Raw genomic sequence first — 19,027 nt, 5'->3', positions numbered from 1 at the left:
GTTGAGAGAGGTGTTCGACGTCTCAACTCATCAGCGCAGGAGCCTCGTTGGTTCCCTATACTGCCGCACTCGACCTGCCGCACGCCCTCGTCGAGTGGGTAACCATGCTCATCGTCACCCGTGAGGGTGACCGACGCTGCAAGCTCCCGCCTCACCAGCGTGCTCTCGTCGCCCTGGTCTACCTGCGCCGGCACGACCCGCTTACGCAGATCGCCGCCGGGTTCGGCATATCCGTCGGCACCGCCCACGCCTACGTCACTGCCGTCGTCGACCACCTCGCCCGGCGGGCGCCCGGCCTGCTGCGAGTCCTGAGGGAGACCGATCCTGAGCACGTCCTGCTCGACGGCACGCTCGCCGAGTGCGACCGGGTCGGCGACAGCCGGGCCGACTTCTCGCACAAGCACCGCCGACACGGCGTGAACGTGCAGGTCGTCGCCGATCCTGCGGGCGAGCTGCTGTGGATCTCGCCCACACTGCCCGGACGCACCCACGACCTGACCGCAGCCCGCACCCACCGAATCATCCGGATCTGCGAACGCCAGGGCGTGCCCATCCTCGCCGACCGCGCCTACATCGGGGCCGGCCCCTGGGTGACCACGCCGATCAGGCGACTCCCGCACCAGGACCTCACCCCGACCCAGCGGACGATCAACCGAGCCCTGTCGGCGGCGCGGGCGCCAGTCGAACGAAGCATCGCGAGACTGAAGTCCTGGCGGATCTTCCGCAGAGCCCGCTGCAGCCCCAACCGCATGACGGTCATCGCCAAAGCCGTCCTCACCCTCGAGAGGCAACGCTGAAAACCCTCACTGACCGCGGGCCGACGCCGCGCCGATGGCGCACAGTCCCCACTCCCCGGGCGGCAGCTGACCACCCCAATCCCGACATTCGGGAACGCAGCTGCCGCTCCGATCCCACTACTGCGATCCCGGCAAGCTACGCCCCTTGATCGGCCGCGTCCGCGTGGCCTGATCAGGCCCCACGCGACTCAGCAAGCTCCATGAAGCTCACCAAGCTGACGAAGGCTCACAAGGAGAAGAACAATGTCGCTGAAGAAGATCAATACCGTACTGGCCGCCGCCTTCATCCTCTGGTTCGGGGCGGAGTTCATCCTGAGCCCGGAGACGACGGCGCCGGGCTTCGGCCTGCCGAGCTGGCCGTCCGGCGACGGCGACGGCTTCCTGATCATCAAGGGAATCCGCGACGTCGTCTTGGCCCTGGTCCTGGGCATCCTGCTGGTGACGGCCACCGCCGGGCGCTGGGCTGGGTGCTGCTGGTGGAGGCCCTCGCCGCGTACGGCGACATGGCCACCGTGCTGGCCCACCACGGCTCCGTGGCCACCGCGCTCGGCGTCCACGGCCTGACCGCGACACTGATGGTGGTCAACGGCCTGCTGATAATGCGCGAGACCCGCAAGGCCGCAGCCGCTCCGGCAACACCCGCCCCGCAGACCGCCTAACGCCACCCTGGCGCGTGTCGGTATTCGCCTGTCAGTGCCTGCTGGGAAAGGCGAGGCGCGCGATCTTCTTCCAGCGGGCGGCGGCCTGGACCCGTTTCTCCGGGATGGCGCAGCGCGGCCCCCTGCCCTGACTCTCATAAACGGTCCTTTGCCCGAACAAGATCGAGAAGGGCCGTACGGAGATCGCGAAATGTGACCTTCAGGGCTTCACTACGCTGAATCTTCAGTGGTGTTCGCCGGCAAACATTCAGGTTGATGTGACTGAGGGTTTTCAGCGTTGCCTCTCGAGGGTGAGGACGGCTTTGGCGATGGCCGTCATGCGGTTGGGGCTGCAGCGGGCTCTGCGGAAGATCCGCCAGGACTTCAGTCTCGCGATGCTTCGTTCGACTGGCGCCCGCGCCGCCGACAGGGCTCGGTTGATCGTCCGCTGGGTCGGGTTGAGGTCCTGGTGCGGGAGTCGCCTGATCGGCGTGGTCACCCAGGGGCCGGCCCCGATGTAGGCGCGGTCGGCGAGGATGGGCACGCCCTGGCGTTCGCAGATCCGGATGATTCGGTGGGTGCGGGCTGCGGTCAGGTCGTGGGTGCGTCCGGGCAGTGTGGGCGAGATCCACAGCAGCTCGCCCGCGGGATCGGCGACGACCTGCACGTTCACGCCGTGTCGGCGGTGCTTGTGCGAGAAGTCGGCCCGGCTGTCGCCGACCCGGTCGCACTCGGCGAGCGTGCCGTCGAGCAGGACGTGCTCAGGATCGGTCTCCCTCAGGACTCGCAGCAGGCCGGGCGCCCGCCGGGCGAGGTGGTCGACGACGGCAGTGACGTAGGCGTGGGCGGTGCCGACGGATATGCCGAACCCGGCGGCGATCTGCGTAAGCGGGTCGTGCCGGCGCAGGTAGACCAGGGCGACGAGAGCACGCTGGTGAGGCGGGAGCTTGCAGCGTCGGTCACCCTCACGGGTGACGATGAGCATGGTTACCCACTCGACGAGGGCGTGCGGCAGGTCGAGTGCGGCAGTATAGGGAACCAACGAGGCTCCTGCGCTGATGAGTTGAGACGTCGAACACCTCTCTCAACGGCACGGGAGCCTCGTGCGTTGTGGGACACCGACCCGTCACCCGATCAGTGGCCACACTGAAAGAGCTCACTGATTCCCAATCGTCCTTGTCAAGCCGGCTGGGGCGGCTCGGGCGTCCAGTGCCGTTGATCCCGGATGAGAGCCACAGGACGTCGAGCCGACGGCGAGCGAGTGCGAGGATCGCCTGCTTGTGGCTCTTGCCCTTGTTCCTCTTGCGGTCGTAGAACGTCTTCGACGTAGGGCAGAAGCGCGCGGCGATCTGGGCCGAGAGGTAGAAGACGCGCGGGAGCCGGCGGTGGTAGCGATGTGGTCGGCGCATGTTTCCGCTGATCCGGCCTGAGTCCCGTGGGACCGGCGCGAGACCGGCGACTCCGGCAAGCCGTCCCGTGCTGCCGAAGGCGTCCAAGTCCTTTCCGGTGCAGGTAATGAACTCCGCCCCCAACAACGAACCCATTCCGGGCATGCTGACGATCACTTCCGCGTCGCGCTGCTCACGGAAGCGGGCAGCGATCTGCAGGTCGATGCCGGCGATCTCCTCGTCCAGCGCCAGCACGGCCTTGGCCAGGGTGCAGACCGCGGCTGCGGCCGTGGCCTTCCGGCGACAGCGGTGTGCTGGGCCTGCGCCGCGGCCGCTGCAGTGTCCGCCAGGGCCTGGGCGCCACGGACCCTGCGGTTCTTCAACGAACTCGTCAGCCGTCTCGCACCGATCCGGCGCAGGGCTGCCAGCATCTGATAGACAGTCAGCAGAGTGAGCGGGCCTTTGGGCGCGGCGTAGCCGAACGCCCGCTCCAGGGCGGGGAAGTACTCCAGCAGCTGAGCCCGCAGGCGGTTGATGGCCCGCGTTGCGGTCGGCCGCCAGGTCATAGTGGCGAGCGGTGAGGATCTTCAGGTCCACCGCGATCTCGCCCCAGCCCTTCAGGGCGGGCGGCTCCGCCCGCGCTAACCCGTCGCCAAGGAGGGAGCGTTCTTCGACGAGGTCGGAGAAGATCCCGCTGGGCGGGGTGGTGGGCGAGGAGTGGCGCAAGGCGGTGGTGGATGAGCGCGGCCGGGCAGAGCGCATCCCGGACGAGCTGTGTGGGCTGGTCAGCCTCCGGGACGCGCTGCGGCGGCGGGAAATCTGGGTGCGGGGGCGAACCGGTGGCGGAACCCGGAGGACGATCTGCCGCCGGACTTCGAGTGTGAACCCCTACGGGCCGGTTCGAGCTGGACATGAACGCCCACCTCGAAACGGCCGCAGCCGCGGCGGCGGCCAAGGTACCCGGCCCCCGTCCCCGTGCCCGGAGTGCCCACTGCTCAGTCGGTGGGCGGCCGGGCAGGCTCGGTCTGAACGACCGCCCGGGCCTCCTCGCTCCGGTACGACCACGTCAACTTCCTCGGCCGTTGCTTCCTGCACCGGGCCTGCGGCACCGGGCCGACCCGACCGCATGGCACGCGTGATCCGGCACGTCAGGGGATCTGGGTCTCGATGTGGGCGAGGTGGGTGGCGAGGATCTCTTCGAATGCGGCGCGGCGGTCTGCTCCGAGGGGGCGGATGTCGCGGGCGAAGTGGGCCAGGGCGGGGAAGCGTTCGGGGTCGGCGCCGAGCACGGCGACGCGGAACTGCTCCATGCCCTGTTCGTACTCCTTGGGGGTGAGGGTGCTGATGCCGGCCTCGGAGGAGATCAGCGCGGCGAGGAGGATGACGATGCGGTGGTATCGCACCGGGACCTCCTCGTCGGGCAGGCCGGATGCGCGCAGGGACTGCAGCAGCTCCTCCATGACCAATCGGGATCCGGTGCCGCCGGACCCGTAGTGTCCCCACACCACGGCGAGTTGGGGCTGCTCGCCGAACGCCTCGCACAGGCGTAGGCCCAGGGCGGTGATGCGCTGCTGCCAGTCGCCTTCGGGGCGGTAGCCGTCCATGGCGGCCAGCAGGATCCGGTCGGCAGCGGCGCGCAGCAGTTCGGTCTTGTTGCGGAAGTGCCGGTAGAGGCTGGAGGAGTCGGTCCCGAGCACTGCGGCGAGTTTGCGCACGCTGAACGACTCGGCGTCGCTCGTGCGCAGCAGTTCCGCCGCCGTGTCCAGGATCTCCTCGGTCGACCATCGCTTTCGGCCAGCCATCTCGCCCCTCTCGTCCGGCCCAGCCTAACCTATGCACTTGCTGATGCACGCACTGCGTGCATAATGATGGCAACGCACTGCCCGGCCACAACGACGCACCCGGCATCCGGCCGGGAGGGGAGAAGGAGACATGAGCGAGCTCACTACCGCGTTACGACCGCCGGAGCCGGACTTCTCGGTGATAACGGCCGAGGAACTGTGTGCCTACCGCGACGCGGAGAACCGCTTCCGGGCCTCCAGCGCGGCGCGGGCGATCCTGGGAGAGCCGGACACCGGCGCCGCGATCGATTGGCAGGAGATCGCGCTGCCCGGCCGCGACCTACGGGTCCGGGTCTACCGGCCGGCGCCGACGGGAGACGACGAAGTCGCAGCCCGAACCGACCTGCCACTGGTGGTCCATGTCCACGGAGGCAGCTTCGTGGGCACGGCGGTGCAGTGCGACTGGACCAACAGCCACCTCGCCGCGCGGCTGCCCGCCCTCGTCGTCTCGGTCGAGCACCGCCTCCTCGCCCCCGGCAGCCCACTCGTGAACGCCGCCGACGACGGCTGGGACGTGCTCCGGCACGTGATTCGGCACGCCGCGCAGTGGGGCGTCGACCCGGCGCACGCGGCCGTCTTCGGTGAGAGCTGCGGCGCGCTGATCAGCGCGCTGACGGCCATCCGGGCCAGGGAGGCCGGGCTGGAGCTCAAGGCGCAGGTGCTGGTCAACCCCGCAGTCGACGTGACCGGGACGATGTTTGAGTACCCCTCGATCGCCGAGTACGCATACAGCCCGACCCGGGCCCTGCCGCTACTGCGGCTCTTCCAACGGCTCGCCGTCCCGCCGGGATTCGGCGCCGACGCCGTCTCGCCGCTGTATGCGGACGACCTGAGCGGGCTCGCCCCGGCGCTGGTGGTGGTGCCCACCCAGGACGCGGTCGCCGACCACGGCCGCCGCTACGCCGAGCGGCTGCGCGAGGCAGGGACCTCTGTGCGGCTCTCCGAATACCCAGGCGCAAAGCACGCGTTCCTCACCCTGCCCGGCGTGGAACCACAGGCCGAGGCCGCCCAGGCGGAGATCCTCGCGTTCCTCCGCGCGGCCCTGGCAAAGTGACGGAGGAATAGTGCACCGCACACTTGGACCCGATGGCACGGCGGTCTCCCGACTTGGCCTCGGCTGCATGAGCATGACCGGCACCTACGGCCCCACTGACCCACGCGAGGCTGCGGCCACTGTGCTGGAGGCCCTCGATTCGGGCGTCACCATGTTCGACACCGGCGACTTCTACGACGACGGAGCAAACGAGGAACTCCTCGGCCGAACCCTCGCACCGCACCGCGACCGCGCCGTGCTGGCCACCAAGACCGGAGTCCGCCGCACCGCCGAGGGCCTGGTGCCCGCCGGCTCACCCAACGATCTGCGGCTTGCCTGCGAAGCGTCGTTGCGCCGGCTGCGCACCGATCACCTCGACCTCTACTACCTCGCCCGTATCGACCCTGCCGTCCCTGTCGAGGAGTCCGTCGGCGCCCTGGCCGACATGGTCGCCCAGGGCAAGGTGGGCCACATCGGCCTGTCCGAAGTCTCGGCCGCCACCCTCCGCCGCGCCCACGCCGTCCATCCGATCAGCGCCGTCCAGACCGAGTACTCGCTGTGGGAACGCCATGTCGAAACCGACATCCTGCCCACGATCCGCAGTCTCGGCGCCACCCTGATCGCCTACAGCCCTCTCGGCCGGGGCCTGCTCACCGGGGCCGTCCGCAGCACCACGCGCTACGAACCCGGCGACTTCCGCGCCACCGCTCCCCGCTACAACGGCGAAGACCTCAAGGCCAACCTGGCCATCGTCGACGCCATCACCCACCTCGCCGCCAAGAACGCCACCCCCGCCCAGATCGCCCTCGCCTGGCTCCTCACCCGCGGCAGCGACGTCATCCCCATCCCCGGCAGCTCCCGTCGCACCCACCTGCGCGACAACCTGGCCGCCCTCGACCTGCACCTGACCGCCACCGACCTCGGTGACATCGACGCCGTCGTCCCCGATACCGGGGCCCGGGGGGCCCGATACGGCGACCACGGCATCGCCCTGATCGACCAATGAAGAGAAATGAAGAGGACTGACGAGAGAGGCATCCTGATGACGCAACCACCCCATGTACGAGGGCCAGTCGCAGCGATGTACGTGGGCCTGGCGCTCACTGTCCTCGCGACGATCGCCACGTACGTCGATCGCGGCACCACCCATCTGCTGGCCGACCACATCCGGGCCGGCTATCCCGACTACTCCCAGGCGCGGGTCGACTCGGCCGTCGCCACGTACCTGGTCGTGTCGTCCGTCATCGGAGCGCTCGGCGTCCTTGGCTGGCTCACGGCGGCCTGGGCCGTCAAGGCAGGCAAGCGGTGGGCCCGCCCCGCCGCGACCGTGATGTTCATCCTCGGTACCAGCGCCGGACTGGCCGGGCTGCTGACCAAGGACACCTCCGGCGCGACCGGACTGCCGCCGGAGCTGGGGTGGGCCGGGACGATTCCCTGTCTGGCGGGCGTTCTCGCGGTCACATCGCTGTGGAGAAGAAGGCGACCGGCGTGACGACGCCTCGGTTCGACTCCGCACGCAACCATCGCGACCCTACAGAGCCGCACCACACGAGCCACGACCACCGCGCACCACGGAGGACGACACAGTGCAGCGAATCGGCATCACAGGAGTGGGCGAGATCGGCAAGGCCCTCGTCGAGGGCCTGCGCAGCGGGGGCGGTGCGTCGCCGGAGGTCTTCCTCTCTCCCCGGGGAGCCCGCGTCGCCGCCGAACTGTCCGAGCGCTTCGAGGACATCCAGGTGTGCGCCGACAACCAGGAGGTGGTGGACCGCTCCGAATTGGTGATCATTGCCGTGCGCCGCCAGGACCACCACGAGGCGCTCGCCGGGCTGAAGGTGGCCAATGACAAGACCGTGGTCAACCTGATGGCCGGCGTCGCCATCGACGACCTGCGTCGAACCCTCGCCACCGGCGCCCCGATCGTCCGCGCCATCCCGCTGCCCGCCGTGCGCGAGCGTCGCTCCGTCACCGTGACCTGCCCCTCGCACCCGGTGGTGGACGCTCTCTTCGAACAGCTGGGCGGGGCGCTCTCCGTCGCGGACGAGGACGCCTTCAACGTCTTCTCCGCACTGACCGGGACCCTCACCGCCCACTACGTCTACCTCGCCACGCTCACCTCGTGGGCCACCGACCACGGCATCGCCCCCGACGCCGCCGACCAGTATGTTCGCGGCCTCTTCCAGAACGTCGGCCGCTCACTGAATGAGGCGAGCCGCCCTCTGCATCAACTTGCTGCCGACCACGAGACGCCCAATGGGAACAACGAGCGGATCCGCACCACGTGGTTCGATCCGGCCAACGCCGCAGCCCTCAAGGAGGCCCTGGACGGCCTCCTCTCCGATCTGAAGTAACAGCCTCCCGGTGGGGACTGGCGCCCGCGACCTGGAACGGCGACCCCTTGCACGCCTCTCGCAAACGGTGCCGTCCTTTGTGCGAGCAAGATCAAGAGGTGGCCGCCGGGCCACCTCCGATCCTCGATCAACTCTCAGAAACTGTTCTCACTCGCAAGCGGGACGGACCCATTCTGAGACTTGCGAGGTGCGAAAATCCGGAGCCTATGACGGACCCTCAGCAGCCATCTACGGCCGAACGGTCGGACGCCTGCGACGTCGAGCAGAGCGCCTGTCCGCAGTGTGAGGCACCACCCGGCTCACCCTGCCCCTCGCGCGTCGGCGCGCTCGCCTCCGCCTACCAAACCCGCCGCTTCACCATGGTCCCCCGGACTGAAGAAGGCGCCGCGTGCCAACCCGGGCTGGCCGCAGCCCCGGGCGCCCCTGGCGCCTCTGGCGGCCCGGCACCCCGCCCCCGGCACCCATCGACCCGGTTCTGCCGAGCGCGGACATCCCATCGGCTACGCCCGTTGCTCGACCCTCGGGCAGGAACTCGTCTCCCAACTCGACGCGCTCAGCAAGCACGGCATCCCGAGGGACAAAATCTTCAACGAGAAGATCAGCACCCGCGTCCGCGTACGGCCGGCCTTCGAGGTGGCGCTGAGGACGGCGCGGGAGGTCAAGGCGTACGTTCCGCACTGCCGGGTCATCTGTACGAGATGAAGCGGCTCGGCCGCGATGCCGCGAACTGACCGCGCTCGCCGACCACCTCACCGCCCGCGGACTGGTCCTGGGAATGCCGGCCGGGCCCCTGCCTGGCATCTACGCCCCCATCGGGCCGGGGAAGCTGCTGTTCGCATTCTTCGCCGCGATGGCGGAGACCGAACGGGAGATCATCCGGGAGTCGACGCTGGAGGGGCTCGACACCGCCACCCGCAAGGGAAAGCACGGCGGTCGGCCACCGGTCATCACCGAGGACATGCGGCACACCAAGCTGCGGCGCCGGGCGAACGGGGAGTGGGTCGAACAGATCCAGCCGGACCTGATCATCCCCACTGGCAAGCGCAAGGGACAGAATCCCTCCGTCGCCGGCAGCCACCGGGCTCCCGCGGAGCACGCCAAGCGCGAGACGTACCCCGAGGCCGTCGCCCAGGCGCAGCACGACTTCGCCGCCCTCACCGGCAGCGAGGTTCCTGAACCTCACACAGAAGCCAAGGCCCTAACGATACGCTGAGTTACTTCTCGCTTTGCGGCAGCTTCGGGGGAGAACAGGGCCAAGTCGTCCACGAGCGTGGTGGCGGAGGCGGCTTTCCAGGACCGCCTGTGGCGTACGGTCCTGGAGTCGCTCGCGGACCTGGCAAGCATCCGCGTCGTGCGCTGTGTCGTCGATCCCGAACTCGCCGGCGTGCGCATCACCCGCCGAGCCGCCGAAGTGCTTTGGCACGCCGTTCACGTGGACGCCGATCTCCTGCACCGCATCGCGGAGGGGGAACAGCGGATCGAGTCGCGGGTCCCGGTTTCGCCGCAACGTCCCCTGCCTGGTCGTGGACACCACACAAGGCTGGAAGCCGTCCCTAGGCGGACCGGATCGTCGAACTCGCCATGCTCAGGAGATCGCCCGCAGGCGGGCCGGGGTCGGCTGGGTGAGCCGGTCGAGGTGGGCGGCGGTGTCCTCGTCTGCGGGGAGCATGACGAGGAGCTGCTGGGCATCGGCGGTGAGGTCCAAGGTCTCGCGCAGCAGGCGGAGTTCGGGCCCGGCCGGGTGCTGGAGGCGGAGCGGGCCGCGGCGGGGAACGCGGTGGTTGCCCAGGCGGCGGGTGAACTCGGGGCCGGCCACGGGGGCGAGTTCGGTGCTGAGCCACTCGGAGTTCTCGGCCGAGGGGCCGAGCCAGAGATCGAAGGCCTGCTCGTCGGCGACCTCGTCCCAGTCGGGGAAGAGGGCGCGGGACCGGGGGTCGGTGAAGACGTAGCGGGTGAGGTTCGGAGCCGGGACGTCGAGCAGGCCGGCCGCGCCGAGGACGGCGGCGTAGCCGCTCGTGTGGGCGAGGATGTCGCCGAGGCGGTTGGTGACGGCGGCGACGCCCGGTTCGAGCAGGCGCAGGGTCTGGTGGACGGCCGGGCGGACATCGCGGGGCGGCGGGGCGGGCCGGGTGCGGCCGGCGCAGGCGCCGCCGGTGATCTTCGCGAGGTAGCGCAGGTGGCCTCGCTCGGCGGGGTCGAGGCTGAGGGCGTCGGCGAGCGCGTGGACCACGGCGGGGGAGGGGTTGCGGTCGCGGCCCTGCTCCAGCCGGGTCAGGTACTCCACGCTGATGCCGGCGCGGACGGCCAGGTCGGAGCGGCGCAGCCCGGGCGAGCGGCGGCGGCCGTAGTCGGGCAGACCGAGCGTCTCGGGCTGGATGCTGTCGCGCTTGGCGCGGATGAAGTCCCCCAGTGGTGTGCCCATGCGGCGAGCGTAACGGTTGGCGGCAGCACGGAGGGTGGCCCTGCGGGGGCCAGCCTGGGCGCGGTCTGGTTGCGGCCGGCGGGCGGGCCGATGGTGGTGGCCATGGAGAACAACACGCACAAGCTGGTGATCCTCGTCGGCAGCGTCCGGGAGGGCCGGTTCGGCCCGGTGGTGTCCTCGTGGGTGGCCGAACAGGCCGTCGCACACGGCGGGTTCGAGGTGGAGGTGGTCGACCTGGCCGAGGTGGACCTCCCACTGGCGCTGCCCGCCGCCTCGCCGAAGTTCGCGGGCGCCGACTACCCCCGCCCGGCCGGGATGGCCGGCCTGGCCGAGGCCCTGGAGGGCGCGGACGCCTTCCTGATTGTCACGCCGGAGTACAACCACAGCTACCCAGCCTCGCTGAAGGCCGCCATCGACTGGCACTTCACCCAGTGGACTGCCAAGCCGGTCGCCTTCGTGAGCTACGGCGGCGCGGCCGGCGGCCGGCACGCCGTGCTGCACCTGGAGAACGTGCTGACCGAGCTGCACGCGGTGACCATCCGGGACGGCCTGGCCTTCCCGAACTACTTCACCGCCTGGACGGACGGCCGCCCGGACGACCCGCAGGCGGCCGGCTACGCCAAGACCATGCTCGACCAACTGTCGTGGTGGGCGGGCGCGTTGAAGCAAGCGCGGGCCGCCGAACCGTACCCGGCGTGAGCGGGGGGAACGACGGAGTACGTCAAGCCCGGCGGCACCGACCCGGCGGTCGGCCGGATCGCGCTCGGCTGCATGGGCTTCGGCGGCAGCGGCCGCGGGCACAACCGGTGGGCGCTTGACGAGGAGGCCGCAGCGGCGGTCTTCCGGCGGGCGGTCGAGCTCGGCATCACCTTCTGGGGCACCGCCAACGTGTACGGCGGCGGTGCCCCGGAGGAGCTGGTCGGCCGCGCGGTCCGGCAACACCCGGCGCGAAGACGTCGTCCTCGCGACGAAGGTGGGCCTGCCGATGCGCGACGGCCCGGGCGGCTTCGGGCTGTCCCGCGCGGACGTCGACCGGCCGATCCTGGACTCCGTGCAGTCCTTCGCGCGGGCCCGGTGCCTGCCGATGGCGCAGGTCGCGCTCGGCTGGGTGCTGGGCACCCCGGTGGTCACCGCCCCGGTCGTCGGCGCGACCCGCCCGGGCCACCTGGACGACGCAGCGGCCGCGCTGAACGTCCGGCTGACCGCCGACGAACTCGCTGTGCTGGAGCGTCCGTACACGCCCCGGCTGCCCGCCGGGTTCTGAGCACGCCCTGGCGCACTACGACTTCGCCGCCCTCACCGGCAGCGAGCACACACGAGGCGGAGCAAGGCTTTTCGGTTCACCGAGTGGAACCGGGAGGGTGCCCGTGACTTCCAGCGTCGCCACAGCGTCGAACCGGCGATCGGTGTGTTGCCCGGTCGGCGGTGTGGGTTCTTGCTCGACGCCCAGGAGCTGCCCGCCTGGTGGGATCGCTGATTGGCATAGTTCGCCGGTTGGCAGTCATAGCGTCTGAACGGGTTTATGGGACATCGGTCTCGTGAGCGGGACGGTCACGTGGCACATCTGTCCAGTCCCGGTTGGCGCTCTTGCACACGTATGTGCGGGCCTCCCAGAAGCGCTCTGGGGGCGGCCCGGCTTCGACCCCGGACCATGAGCGCGAGGCCCTGATGACCCCTCTTGGTCGACGGCGCGATGTCCGTCGCCCGCTCGCCTTAGAGGTCCTAACAAAGGCGTCGGACGTGTCTGTAGGTGATGAGACATGTAGCGAGCCCGAGGAAGGCTTCATGGATGTCGTCCCGTCGCTCCCACCGGATGCGCAGGCGACGGAAGCCGTGCAGCCAGGCGATCGTCCGTTCGACGACATACCGGAAGATGTCCAGGCCGGAGCCGTGTGGCTCGCCTCGCTTCGCGATCACGGGACGGATGCCGCGCTGCCACAGCAGGCGCCGGTACTTGTCGTGGTCGTAGCCGCGGTCGGCGAGCAGTGCGTCGGGCCGGTGCCGGGGCCGGCCGACAACCCCGGCGACGGCGGGGATCTTGTCGAGCAGGGGCAGGAGTTGGGTGAGACCGGGCTGGGACCGCTTTTGGGCCCCTGCGGGCCGCCCGCACATGGGAGGAGTCGATCACCGCCCGGGACCAGTCCAGCTTCCTCGCCGACCGCAGCTTCTTCAACAGCAGCACATGCAGCTGGTCCCACACCCCGGCCTCGTTCCACGCGGCCAGCCGCCGCCAGCAGGTCATGCCCGAACCGAAGCCCAGCTCCTGCGGCAGGTACTCCCACTGGATGCCGGTGTGCAGCACGAACAGGATCCCGCACAACGCCTGCCGGTCCGGCACCCTCGGCCGTCCCTCGACCAGTTTCGGCCCCGGCTTGGGCAGCAACGGTTCTATCAGGGCCCACAGTTCATCCGACACGATCCACGGCCGTGACTGACGTTTCCCCACGACCAGACCAACGAGCGGATAGGCCAGCAGTCACATGATCAACCACTTCTGCTAGTGTGATGCGCCTGAAATCGCAGGCTTAAGTCTCTCGCTGATTTTCGGTGGCTGGCGGAGTGAGCTTGGTGAGGTAGTCGGCGAGGGATTTGAGGATCTCGTCGGCGGTCTTGGTCCAGGTGAAGGGCCGGGGGTTCTCGTTCCATGAGTCGATCCAGGCCCTGATGTCCTCCTCCAGCGCCTTCACCGAGGTGTGGACGCCTCGGCGGATGAGCTTGTCGGTGAGCAGGCCGAACCACCGCTCGACCTGGTTGATCCAGGAAGAGCCGGTCGGAGTGAAGTGGACATGGAAGCGGGGGTGCTTGCCGAGCCAGGTCTTGATCTCGGGGGTGTTGTGGGTGGCGTAGTTGTCACACACCAGGTGCACATCGAGCCCGGCAGGAACCGCCTTGTCTATCGTGACCAGAAACTTCTTGAACTCGACGGCCCGGTGGCGGCGGTGCAGTTCACCGATGACAGTGCCGTCGGCGATGTTGAAGGCGGCGAACAGGCTGGTGATGCCGTGTCGCAGGTAGTCGTGGGTGCGCCGTTCGGGCATGCCCGGCATCATCGGCAGCACCGGCTGCGAGCGGTCCAGCGCCTGAATCTGGCTCTTCTCGTCCACGCACAACACCACGGCTTTCTCCGGCGGGTTGTGGTACAGGCCGACGACGTCGACGACCTTCGCGACGAACTGCGGGTCGGTGGAGAGCTTGAAGGCGTCCTGCAGGTGCGGCTTGAGGTCGAACTTCTTCCAGATCCGCCCGATGGTGGACTTCGACAGCCCGGTGCGGGCGGCCATGGAGGCCCGCGACCAGTGGGTGTCCTGGCCCGGGGCGGATTCCAGCGTCGCGACGACCACGTCCTCGACCTGGTCGAGCAGGATGGACGGCGGCCGGCCGGGCCGCGGCTCGTCGACCAGACCGTCCAGCCGCCGCTTGACGAACCGGGCCCGCCAGCGGTTCACCGACTGCTCGCTCACCCCGAGCTCGGCCGCCACCTGCTTGTTCGTCCCGCCCTCCGCGCACCGCAGCACGATCCTCGCGCGCAGAGCCAAAAACTGCGCGGTCTTCGCGCGCCTCGCCCAACGCGTCAGCTGAGCCCGTTCGTCATCACTGAGCACCAGCTCCGACTTGCGTCGGCCCGGCCGCGGCTCATCCGCAAGCCCGGCCATCCGCCGGGCAGCAAACCGCGAGCGCCACTTCCTCACCGTGTCCGCGGTTACCTTGAACTCCGCCGCCACACGCGTATTCGGCTTCCCATCCGCACACGCCAAGACGATGCGTGCCCGCTCGGCGAGACGGGGCGCCACTGCCCCGCCCGCCCAGCGCAACAACTCGGCGCGCTCCTCATCGGACAGCACAACTTCGACGGCACGAGGACCCCGAGACATGAAAACAGGCTACAGACTTAAGCCTGCGATTTCAGGCGCATCACACTAGGACTTCTTATGGGCTGGCCGAGGCTTTGTGGGCAGAGGAGGACGCGGAGGAACTGCGCAGGTCCGCCGTCGTGGCGCCCACCGCGGCCACGGCGCCGAGGCAGAGCAGGCCACCGCTGACGAGGGCTGCTGCTCCCGAGGTGGCAGCTGCCACCAGGCCGCCGCGCATGTTGCCGATGTCGGGTCCGGCTTGCCCGACGATTTGTTCGGCTGCACTGACGCGGCCAAGTAGCTCGTGAGGCGTGTGCATCTGGACGACGGTGCTCCGGGAGACGACGGAGACGGTGTCGGCGGCGCCGGCCATGACGAGGAAGGCCAAACCGCCCCATGGGCTGGGTGACATGCCGAACAGCGTCAACGCTGTGCCCCAGGTGGCGGAACCGCCCAGCATGACCAGGCCGGGGCGGGGGAAGCGGGTGAAGGTTCCCGAGAAGAGTGACGCCGCGACGCCGCCGGCGGCGACGGCCGTGAGGAAGAGTCCGAGGGTGCGTGGGTTGCCACCGAACCGTTCGGCGTTGATCAAGGGAAACAGGCTGAAAGGCATCGACAACACGGTGGTGGCCAGGTCCGTGAGCAGGGCCCCGCGAATGACGGGGGTGCGGCCCAAGAAGGCCAGGCCGTCCAGCACCCCCCGCAGTCCGGGCCGTGCAGGTTCGTCTCCGGGGTTCATCGGCGGTAAGCCGAAGGCACCGTAGAACGCCGCGACGAACGTCAGGGCGTCGATCAGGTAGCAGGCGCCGACTCCCGGCCCGCCCACGATCAATCCGCCGAGCGTCGGACCGAGCAGCATGGCGCCCTGAAAGGCTATTCGTGTCAACGCCAGTCCTGCGGCCAGTCGGTGCTTGGGCAGAAGGTGCGGAATGAAGGTGCGCGAGGCCGGTCCGCCGCCTGCGACGAAGCATGACTGGAGTGCGACGAGCCCCAGTACGCCGGCGGCGGGAACGTGCCCGAGGAAGCCCTGTAGCGCGAGGAGGAGCGAACACACGGCTTGTCCGCTGGTCGTGAGCAGGTAGAACTTCCGGCGATCCACTCGGTCGACAAGCGATCCGGCGAACAGTCCGAGCGCGATGAGCGGAACCGCCTGTGCCAGCCCGACGGCACCCGTCCACGTGGGGCTCTTCGTCATCTGCCAGACCTGGAACATGACGGCGACGAGCGTCATCTGGCTGCCGAAAGCGGACAGGGTCTGGCCGATCCACAACCGTCGGAACCGTGGTGCCGACCGTAACGGAGCCACGTCGATCAGCGTGTGCCTCAGCCCCATGCGGGGTCCTCGGCCAGTTTCTCGGCGATCCGGTCGTGGAAGCTCTTGCGCTCCAGAGCCCGCTCGATATCGGTGACGACCTGGGAGAGCGGGTAGGGGATCTCGGCTTCCAGGTCAGCGAGGGCGGCCTCGGTGGCCCGCCATTCTGCCGCAAGGCGACCGACGACGCGGCGGGCCTTGTCGGTGAGCGTCACCTTCCTGGTGCGTGCGTCGTCGCCCACGACGGTCTGGACCCAGCCAGCCTTCCGCATCGCGGCGACCTTCTGGCTGAGTGCCGAATGCGTGCGCTGGACCGAGTCGGCCAGCTCCGCGATGGTCATGGGGCCGCAGGCGTGGAGCCGGAGCAGCTCCATGACATAGCTGGGTTTGAGCCCGTCGATTTGTTGCTCGGAGTAGATCTGGGCGATGTCGGCGTCTATGGACGCCTGCAGTAGCCGCAGGGGCCGCCAGAGGCTCTGCTGCGTCGGGTCGAGCGCGTGGGTGCCGGCCATGCGACGCATCATAACAGCGCTTATATAAGCACTGTTGCTTTTCTTGTGTCCCGGCTGGCGATGAGGACTTCACGCAATCGCCCAGTTGGGGCGTAAGGGGTCTTCGCTCCCGGCTGGGCGAGGGAGTTGGCGATTGCTCCCCGGTGTCTTCGGTGCCGTGGCGCTGCGGCAGGCTGGGGGACTGCTGGGTGCAGTCGGCCGGCGGCCCCCCGCGGCCATATCCGCCGGCAGGCGCAGAGTCGGGGCGGGTCGGTGAAGAGCCGTCAGGAATGCTGCCAGGGCGTCGGCTGTCTCCGCCGTGCTTGTGGCGGGAGCGCAGTCGGCGGGTGTACCCGGTACCCAGGTGGTGACGATCCAAGGCCGGGGAACCTCGCCGAGCCGCCACAGCTGGTTGTCCCAGCCACGCGCCCCGAGCCTCAAGGGGCGATCGGCCAGGTCGGGGTGCTGGTCATGCAGCAGGCTGCGGACCAATTCCGCGGTGATCTCGATCTCGGTGTGGGTCATGCGGGGCCACGGTAGTGCGGCGGCGGCCCCGGTGTACTGCTTGTGCGGTAGCAGTGATCAAGCTTCGACGACAGAGGTCACCGGACAACTATCGAACGAGATGGCCGACTCCCGGGCGATGTCACAGTGAGGCGGCCGCAAATCCCGGTGGGGTTAATTCTGTGACCGGTATGGGGGTTAATTTTCCGCTAGTGTGGCGGCGGAGGTGGATGTGGTGCCGAGCCAGGAAGAGCTTTTCGAGGCGGTGGACGCGCTGTTGGAGGATCTGCCGCAGTTGCCGGCTCCGGTTGAACGGGCCCGGCTGCGTGAGGCAGCCGGTGTGTCCCAGACGAAACTGGCCCAGGTCCTGCGGTCCACGGTGCAGACGGTCAAGAACTGGGAGAACGGGCGCACCGAGCCCCGGCCCCCACGTCTGCAGGCCTATCAACGGCTCTTGGAAGGCTGGGCGGCGAAGTACCCGCACGCCGCCGCTCCGGCCGCGACCAGCCCCGTAGCGGCACCTGACACGCATACCCCAGCGAGTGGCAGGGAGTTGGCGTCCCCTGGGCACGATGAGCCGGTTTCCGGGGTGCTGCCCGGCAAGCCGGCCACGGCCGCACCGCGGCAACCCGCATCCCCTGCCGTCGAGGAAGGCCAGCCCACCCCCGGACCGGCCCCGCAGCGATCCAACCGCTCGACCGCGAAGCGTGTCGTGGACAGTGGCGCTGACCCGCGTTTCCCGCACGGCCCGCTGGCCGTGCTGGATGGTGACGGCTGCGCCTACGGCACGGGCGGGATCGTGCTGGACTGTCCCGCACGCACCGTTGCGGAGCTGGTGGAGTGGACGCTTGCCGCATCCGGGCTCGGTGCGCCGCGCCTGCACCGCTACGGCAAGGACTGCGATCCGCTGATCGTGCTCACCGCTGCAGCTGCCGTGAAGCTGGGCCTGCCTGAGCGCCTGGAGGGCCCTGAGCAGCGCCGCTTGCTGCGCCTGCCCGCCGACCATCCGGTGGTCAAGCAGGTGACGAAGGCGAAGTGGAAGCTCACCCAGCGCGGCTTCGGGCCGTGGGCGCGGATCTACCGCCCGGCGCAGGCGGGCAAGCGGCAGTGCGTGCAGCTCGCCGTCCTGTCCTGGGACGCGCTGGATGCCAGGGCGTGGCCGGGCGTGGCGGAGATGGAGCCGGCCGACATCGCCCGCGTCCTGGGCATCTACGCTCAGCGCGTCATCACCCCGCGCGGGTCGACGGCCGTGTCCGGGCTGGAGCTGATGACCGCACTGCGCCCACCCACGAGGGCGGTGCAGGATCCGGCGACCGGCACCTGGGTCTCCGGCCACAACCCGGGCTCGCTGGGCAGCGAGCCGGTCGACCCGGCGCCTCCGGAGGCCCCCCAGGAGCACCCCGTGGTCGTGGCGACCGGTTGGACGGGCGGGTTCCTGGATGAGGAGGCCTACCAGTGGGTGCGCGACGTCGACCTGCTCACCGGCGAGGAGGCAGCCCTTCCGTGGGCGGTCGGCCTGGACCTGAACACGGCCTTCCTCGCGGCTGCGGCCCGCCTGGTCGTCGGCCTGTCCGGCCCGCAGTACGTCAAGCGCCCGGACTTCGACAAGCGGATCCCCGGCTCCTGGCTGGTGGACCTTTCCCACATCGAGTTGGATGCGCGCCTGCCGTCGCCGTTCACGCCGTCCGGCCGGCGGCCCGAGGGCCCCGCCTGGTACCAGACGCACACCGTCGCCTACGCCCAGGAACTCGGCTACGCCGTCCAGCCCATCGAGGCCTACCTGCGGCGCGAGACCGGCGCGTACCTGGACCCGTGGCACGACCGGCTCAAGAACGCCTACGTCGACACCCTCGCCGACCTCGGTGTCACCAAGGACCTCAGCGACCCCGAGTTCCTGGCCGCGATGGAACGCCACAAGCAGCTCGATGCCGGCCTGGCGGCCGTCCTCGCGGCCATCAAGGCCACCGTCAAGGGCGGCGTCGGCAAACTGCGCGAGCGGCCGCAGGGACGCCACTACAAGGACGGGGAGCGGTGGCCGGCGCTGGAGCGCCCGAGCTGGCGCCCCGACATCCGCGCTGCCGTCATCAGCAAGGCCCGCGTCAACATGCACCGCAAGATGCTCAACATGGCCAAGATGACGGGCCGGTACCCACTTGCGGTGCTGTCCGACTGCGTCGTCTACCCCAGCCCCGGCCGCAGCCCGCTGGATTTCCTGCCCTACAGCACCAGTGGCAAGCCGATCCCCGGCGCCTTCCGCCTCGGACCCACCCCGGGTCTGGCGAAGCTCGAAGGCGTGCAGGCGATGGCCTGGGCGGTCGATGTGATGGAGCAGGGCCACAATCCCGCCCGCCACATCAAGGGCGACGGCCACGACGCAGTCGTCCACGAAGGGGAGTAGC

Annotated in this window: 18 protein-coding genes and 3 pseudogenes; 12 read left to right on the top strand and 9 right to left on the bottom strand. The window is 69.5% G+C overall.

The annotated features are described in order from the left end of the window. Positions 1–47 precede the first annotated feature (47 nt). Together BFF78_RS01455 and BFF78_RS01450 are read left to right on the top strand one after the other, a co-directional pair. Positions 48–797 (top strand): IS5/IS1182 family transposase, encoded by a 750-nt coding sequence (locus tag BFF78_RS01455; protein ID WP_069776575.1) that lies wholly within the window; start codon positions 48–50, stop codon positions 795–797. A gap of 243 nt (positions 798–1,040) precedes the next feature. Further along, a pseudogene (locus BFF78_RS01450) lies at positions 1,041–1,456 on the top strand (DUF4267 domain-containing protein). 271 nt (positions 1,457–1,727) lie between these two features. Here BFF78_RS01450 and BFF78_RS01445 read toward each other — a convergent pair. From BFF78_RS01445 to BFF78_RS01440, 3 genes are all read right to left on the bottom strand, one after another. Further along, positions 1,728–2,477, bottom strand: coding sequence for an IS5/IS1182 family transposase (locus BFF78_RS01445; protein WP_069776574.1), 750 nt, complete (start codon positions 2,475–2,477; stop codon positions 1,728–1,730). Further along, positions 2,401–3,078 (bottom strand): transposase, encoded by a 678-nt coding sequence (locus BFF78_RS49620; protein WP_159032923.1) that lies wholly within the window; start codon positions 3,076–3,078, stop codon positions 2,401–2,403. Before BFF78_RS49620 ends, BFF78_RS01445 begins: the two co-directional genes overlap by 77 nt. Positions 3,079–3,971: 893 nt before the next feature. Beyond that, complete coding sequence (locus BFF78_RS01440) at positions 3,972–4,625, bottom strand: TetR/AcrR family transcriptional regulator (RefSeq protein ID WP_069776573.1); 654 nt, start codon at positions 4,623–4,625, stop codon at positions 3,972–3,974. Positions 4,626–4,755: 130 nt separating this feature from the next. Between BFF78_RS01440 and BFF78_RS01435 the strand changes: the two genes are divergently transcribed. The 6 genes from BFF78_RS01435 (at position 4,756) to BFF78_RS49200 (ending at position 9,261) form a co-directional block, all read left to right on the top strand. Then, positions 4,756–5,718 (top strand): alpha/beta hydrolase, encoded by a 963-nt coding sequence (locus BFF78_RS01435; RefSeq protein WP_069776572.1) that lies wholly within the window; start codon positions 4,756–4,758, stop codon positions 5,716–5,718. Between the two features lie 10 nt (positions 5,719–5,728). Further along, entirely contained in the window at positions 5,729–6,703 is a 975-nt protein-coding gene (locus BFF78_RS01430; protein WP_069776571.1) for an aldo/keto reductase, read from the top strand. Between the two features lie 75 nt (positions 6,704–6,778). Then, positions 6,779–7,189 carry a hypothetical protein gene (locus BFF78_RS47330; protein WP_227025665.1) on the top strand — a complete coding sequence of 137 codons (411 nt, stop codon included), beginning with the start codon at positions 6,779–6,781 and terminating at the stop codon, positions 7,187–7,189. A gap of 94 nt (positions 7,190–7,283) precedes the next feature. Further along, on the top strand, positions 7,284–8,048 hold the full coding sequence (locus BFF78_RS01420) for an NAD(P)-binding domain-containing protein (protein ID WP_069776570.1): 765 nt from the start codon (positions 7,284–7,286) through the stop codon (positions 8,046–8,048). Positions 8,049–8,330: 282 nt separating this feature from the next. Beyond that, on the top strand, positions 8,331–8,750 hold the full coding sequence (locus BFF78_RS49205; RefSeq protein WP_250637882.1) for a recombinase family protein: 420 nt from the start codon (positions 8,331–8,333) through the stop codon (positions 8,748–8,750). A gap of 73 nt (positions 8,751–8,823) precedes the next feature. Next, positions 8,824–9,261: a recombinase family protein gene (locus BFF78_RS49200; RefSeq protein ID WP_250637881.1), complete on the top strand. Its 438-nt coding sequence runs from the start codon at positions 8,824–8,826 to the stop codon at positions 9,259–9,261. Between the two features lie 372 nt (positions 9,262–9,633). On the opposite strand, the gene BFF78_RS01410 is transcribed toward BFF78_RS49200, so the two are convergent. Continuing rightward, complete coding sequence (locus BFF78_RS01410) at positions 9,634–10,470, bottom strand: helix-turn-helix domain-containing protein (protein WP_069776569.1); 837 nt, start codon at positions 10,468–10,470, stop codon at positions 9,634–9,636. Positions 10,471–10,572: 102 nt separating this feature from the next. Between BFF78_RS01410 and BFF78_RS01405 the strand changes: the two genes are divergently transcribed. From BFF78_RS01405 to BFF78_RS01400, 3 genes and pseudogenes are all read left to right on the top strand, one after another. Further along, complete coding sequence (locus tag BFF78_RS01405) at positions 10,573–11,169, top strand: NADPH-dependent FMN reductase (RefSeq protein ID WP_069776568.1); 597 nt, start codon at positions 10,573–10,575, stop codon at positions 11,167–11,169. A 72-nt stretch (positions 11,170–11,241) separates the two neighbouring features. Further along, positions 11,242–11,364, top strand: a pseudogene (locus BFF78_RS49980) (aldo/keto reductase); the annotation flags it as partial. Positions 11,365–11,371: 7 nt separating this feature from the next. Further along, positions 11,372–11,734: an aldo/keto reductase gene (locus tag BFF78_RS01400; RefSeq protein WP_069776567.1), complete on the top strand. Its 363-nt coding sequence runs from the start codon at positions 11,372–11,374 to the stop codon at positions 11,732–11,734. Between the two features lie 458 nt (positions 11,735–12,192). On the opposite strand, the gene BFF78_RS42425 is transcribed toward BFF78_RS01400, so the two are convergent. From BFF78_RS42425 to BFF78_RS47705, 5 genes and pseudogenes are all read right to left on the bottom strand, one after another. Further along, positions 12,193–12,916 (bottom strand): IS5 family transposase gene (locus BFF78_RS42425; protein WP_418346605.1). Its coding sequence is split into 2 segments (ribosomal slippage): positions 12,193–12,571 and positions 12,570–12,916, totalling 726 coding nucleotides; the frame shifts between segments, so codons are not numbered across the junction. A gap of 79 nt (positions 12,917–12,995) precedes the next feature. Further along, positions 12,996–14,342 carry an IS630 family transposase gene (locus BFF78_RS01390; protein ID WP_079161050.1) on the bottom strand — a complete coding sequence of 449 codons (1,347 nt, stop codon included), beginning with the start codon at positions 14,340–14,342 and terminating at the stop codon, positions 12,996–12,998. Between the two features lie 55 nt (positions 14,343–14,397). Next, the gene (locus BFF78_RS01385; protein WP_069776565.1) at positions 14,398–15,654 is read right to left on the bottom strand and encodes an MFS transporter; all 1,257 of its coding nucleotides are present in this window, start codon (positions 15,652–15,654) and stop codon (positions 14,398–14,400) included. Next, positions 15,645–16,145, bottom strand: coding sequence for a MarR family winged helix-turn-helix transcriptional regulator (locus BFF78_RS01380; protein ID WP_069776564.1), 501 nt, complete (start codon positions 16,143–16,145; stop codon positions 15,645–15,647). The genes BFF78_RS01385 and BFF78_RS01380 overlap by 10 nt, the downstream gene beginning before the upstream one ends. 193 nt (positions 16,146–16,338) lie before the next feature. Next, a pseudogene (locus BFF78_RS47705) lies at positions 16,339–16,649 on the bottom strand (aminoglycoside phosphotransferase); the annotation flags it as partial. 214 nt (positions 16,650–16,863) lie between these two features. On the opposite strand from BFF78_RS47705, the gene tap reads away from it, so the two are divergent. After that, the gene (gene tap / locus BFF78_RS01375; RefSeq protein WP_069783299.1) at positions 16,864–19,026 is read left to right on the top strand and encodes a telomere-associated protein Tap; all 2,163 of its coding nucleotides are present in this window, start codon (positions 16,864–16,866) and stop codon (positions 19,024–19,026) included. The last annotated feature ends 1 nt before the right edge of the window (position 19,027 follow it).

The organism is Streptomyces fodineus (genome assembly GCF_001735805.1).
GTDB classification, from domain to species: domain Bacteria; phylum Actinomycetota; class Actinomycetes; order Streptomycetales; family Streptomycetaceae; genus Streptomyces; species Streptomyces fodineus.
This window is presented reverse-complemented; position numbering and strand designations above follow the sequence as displayed.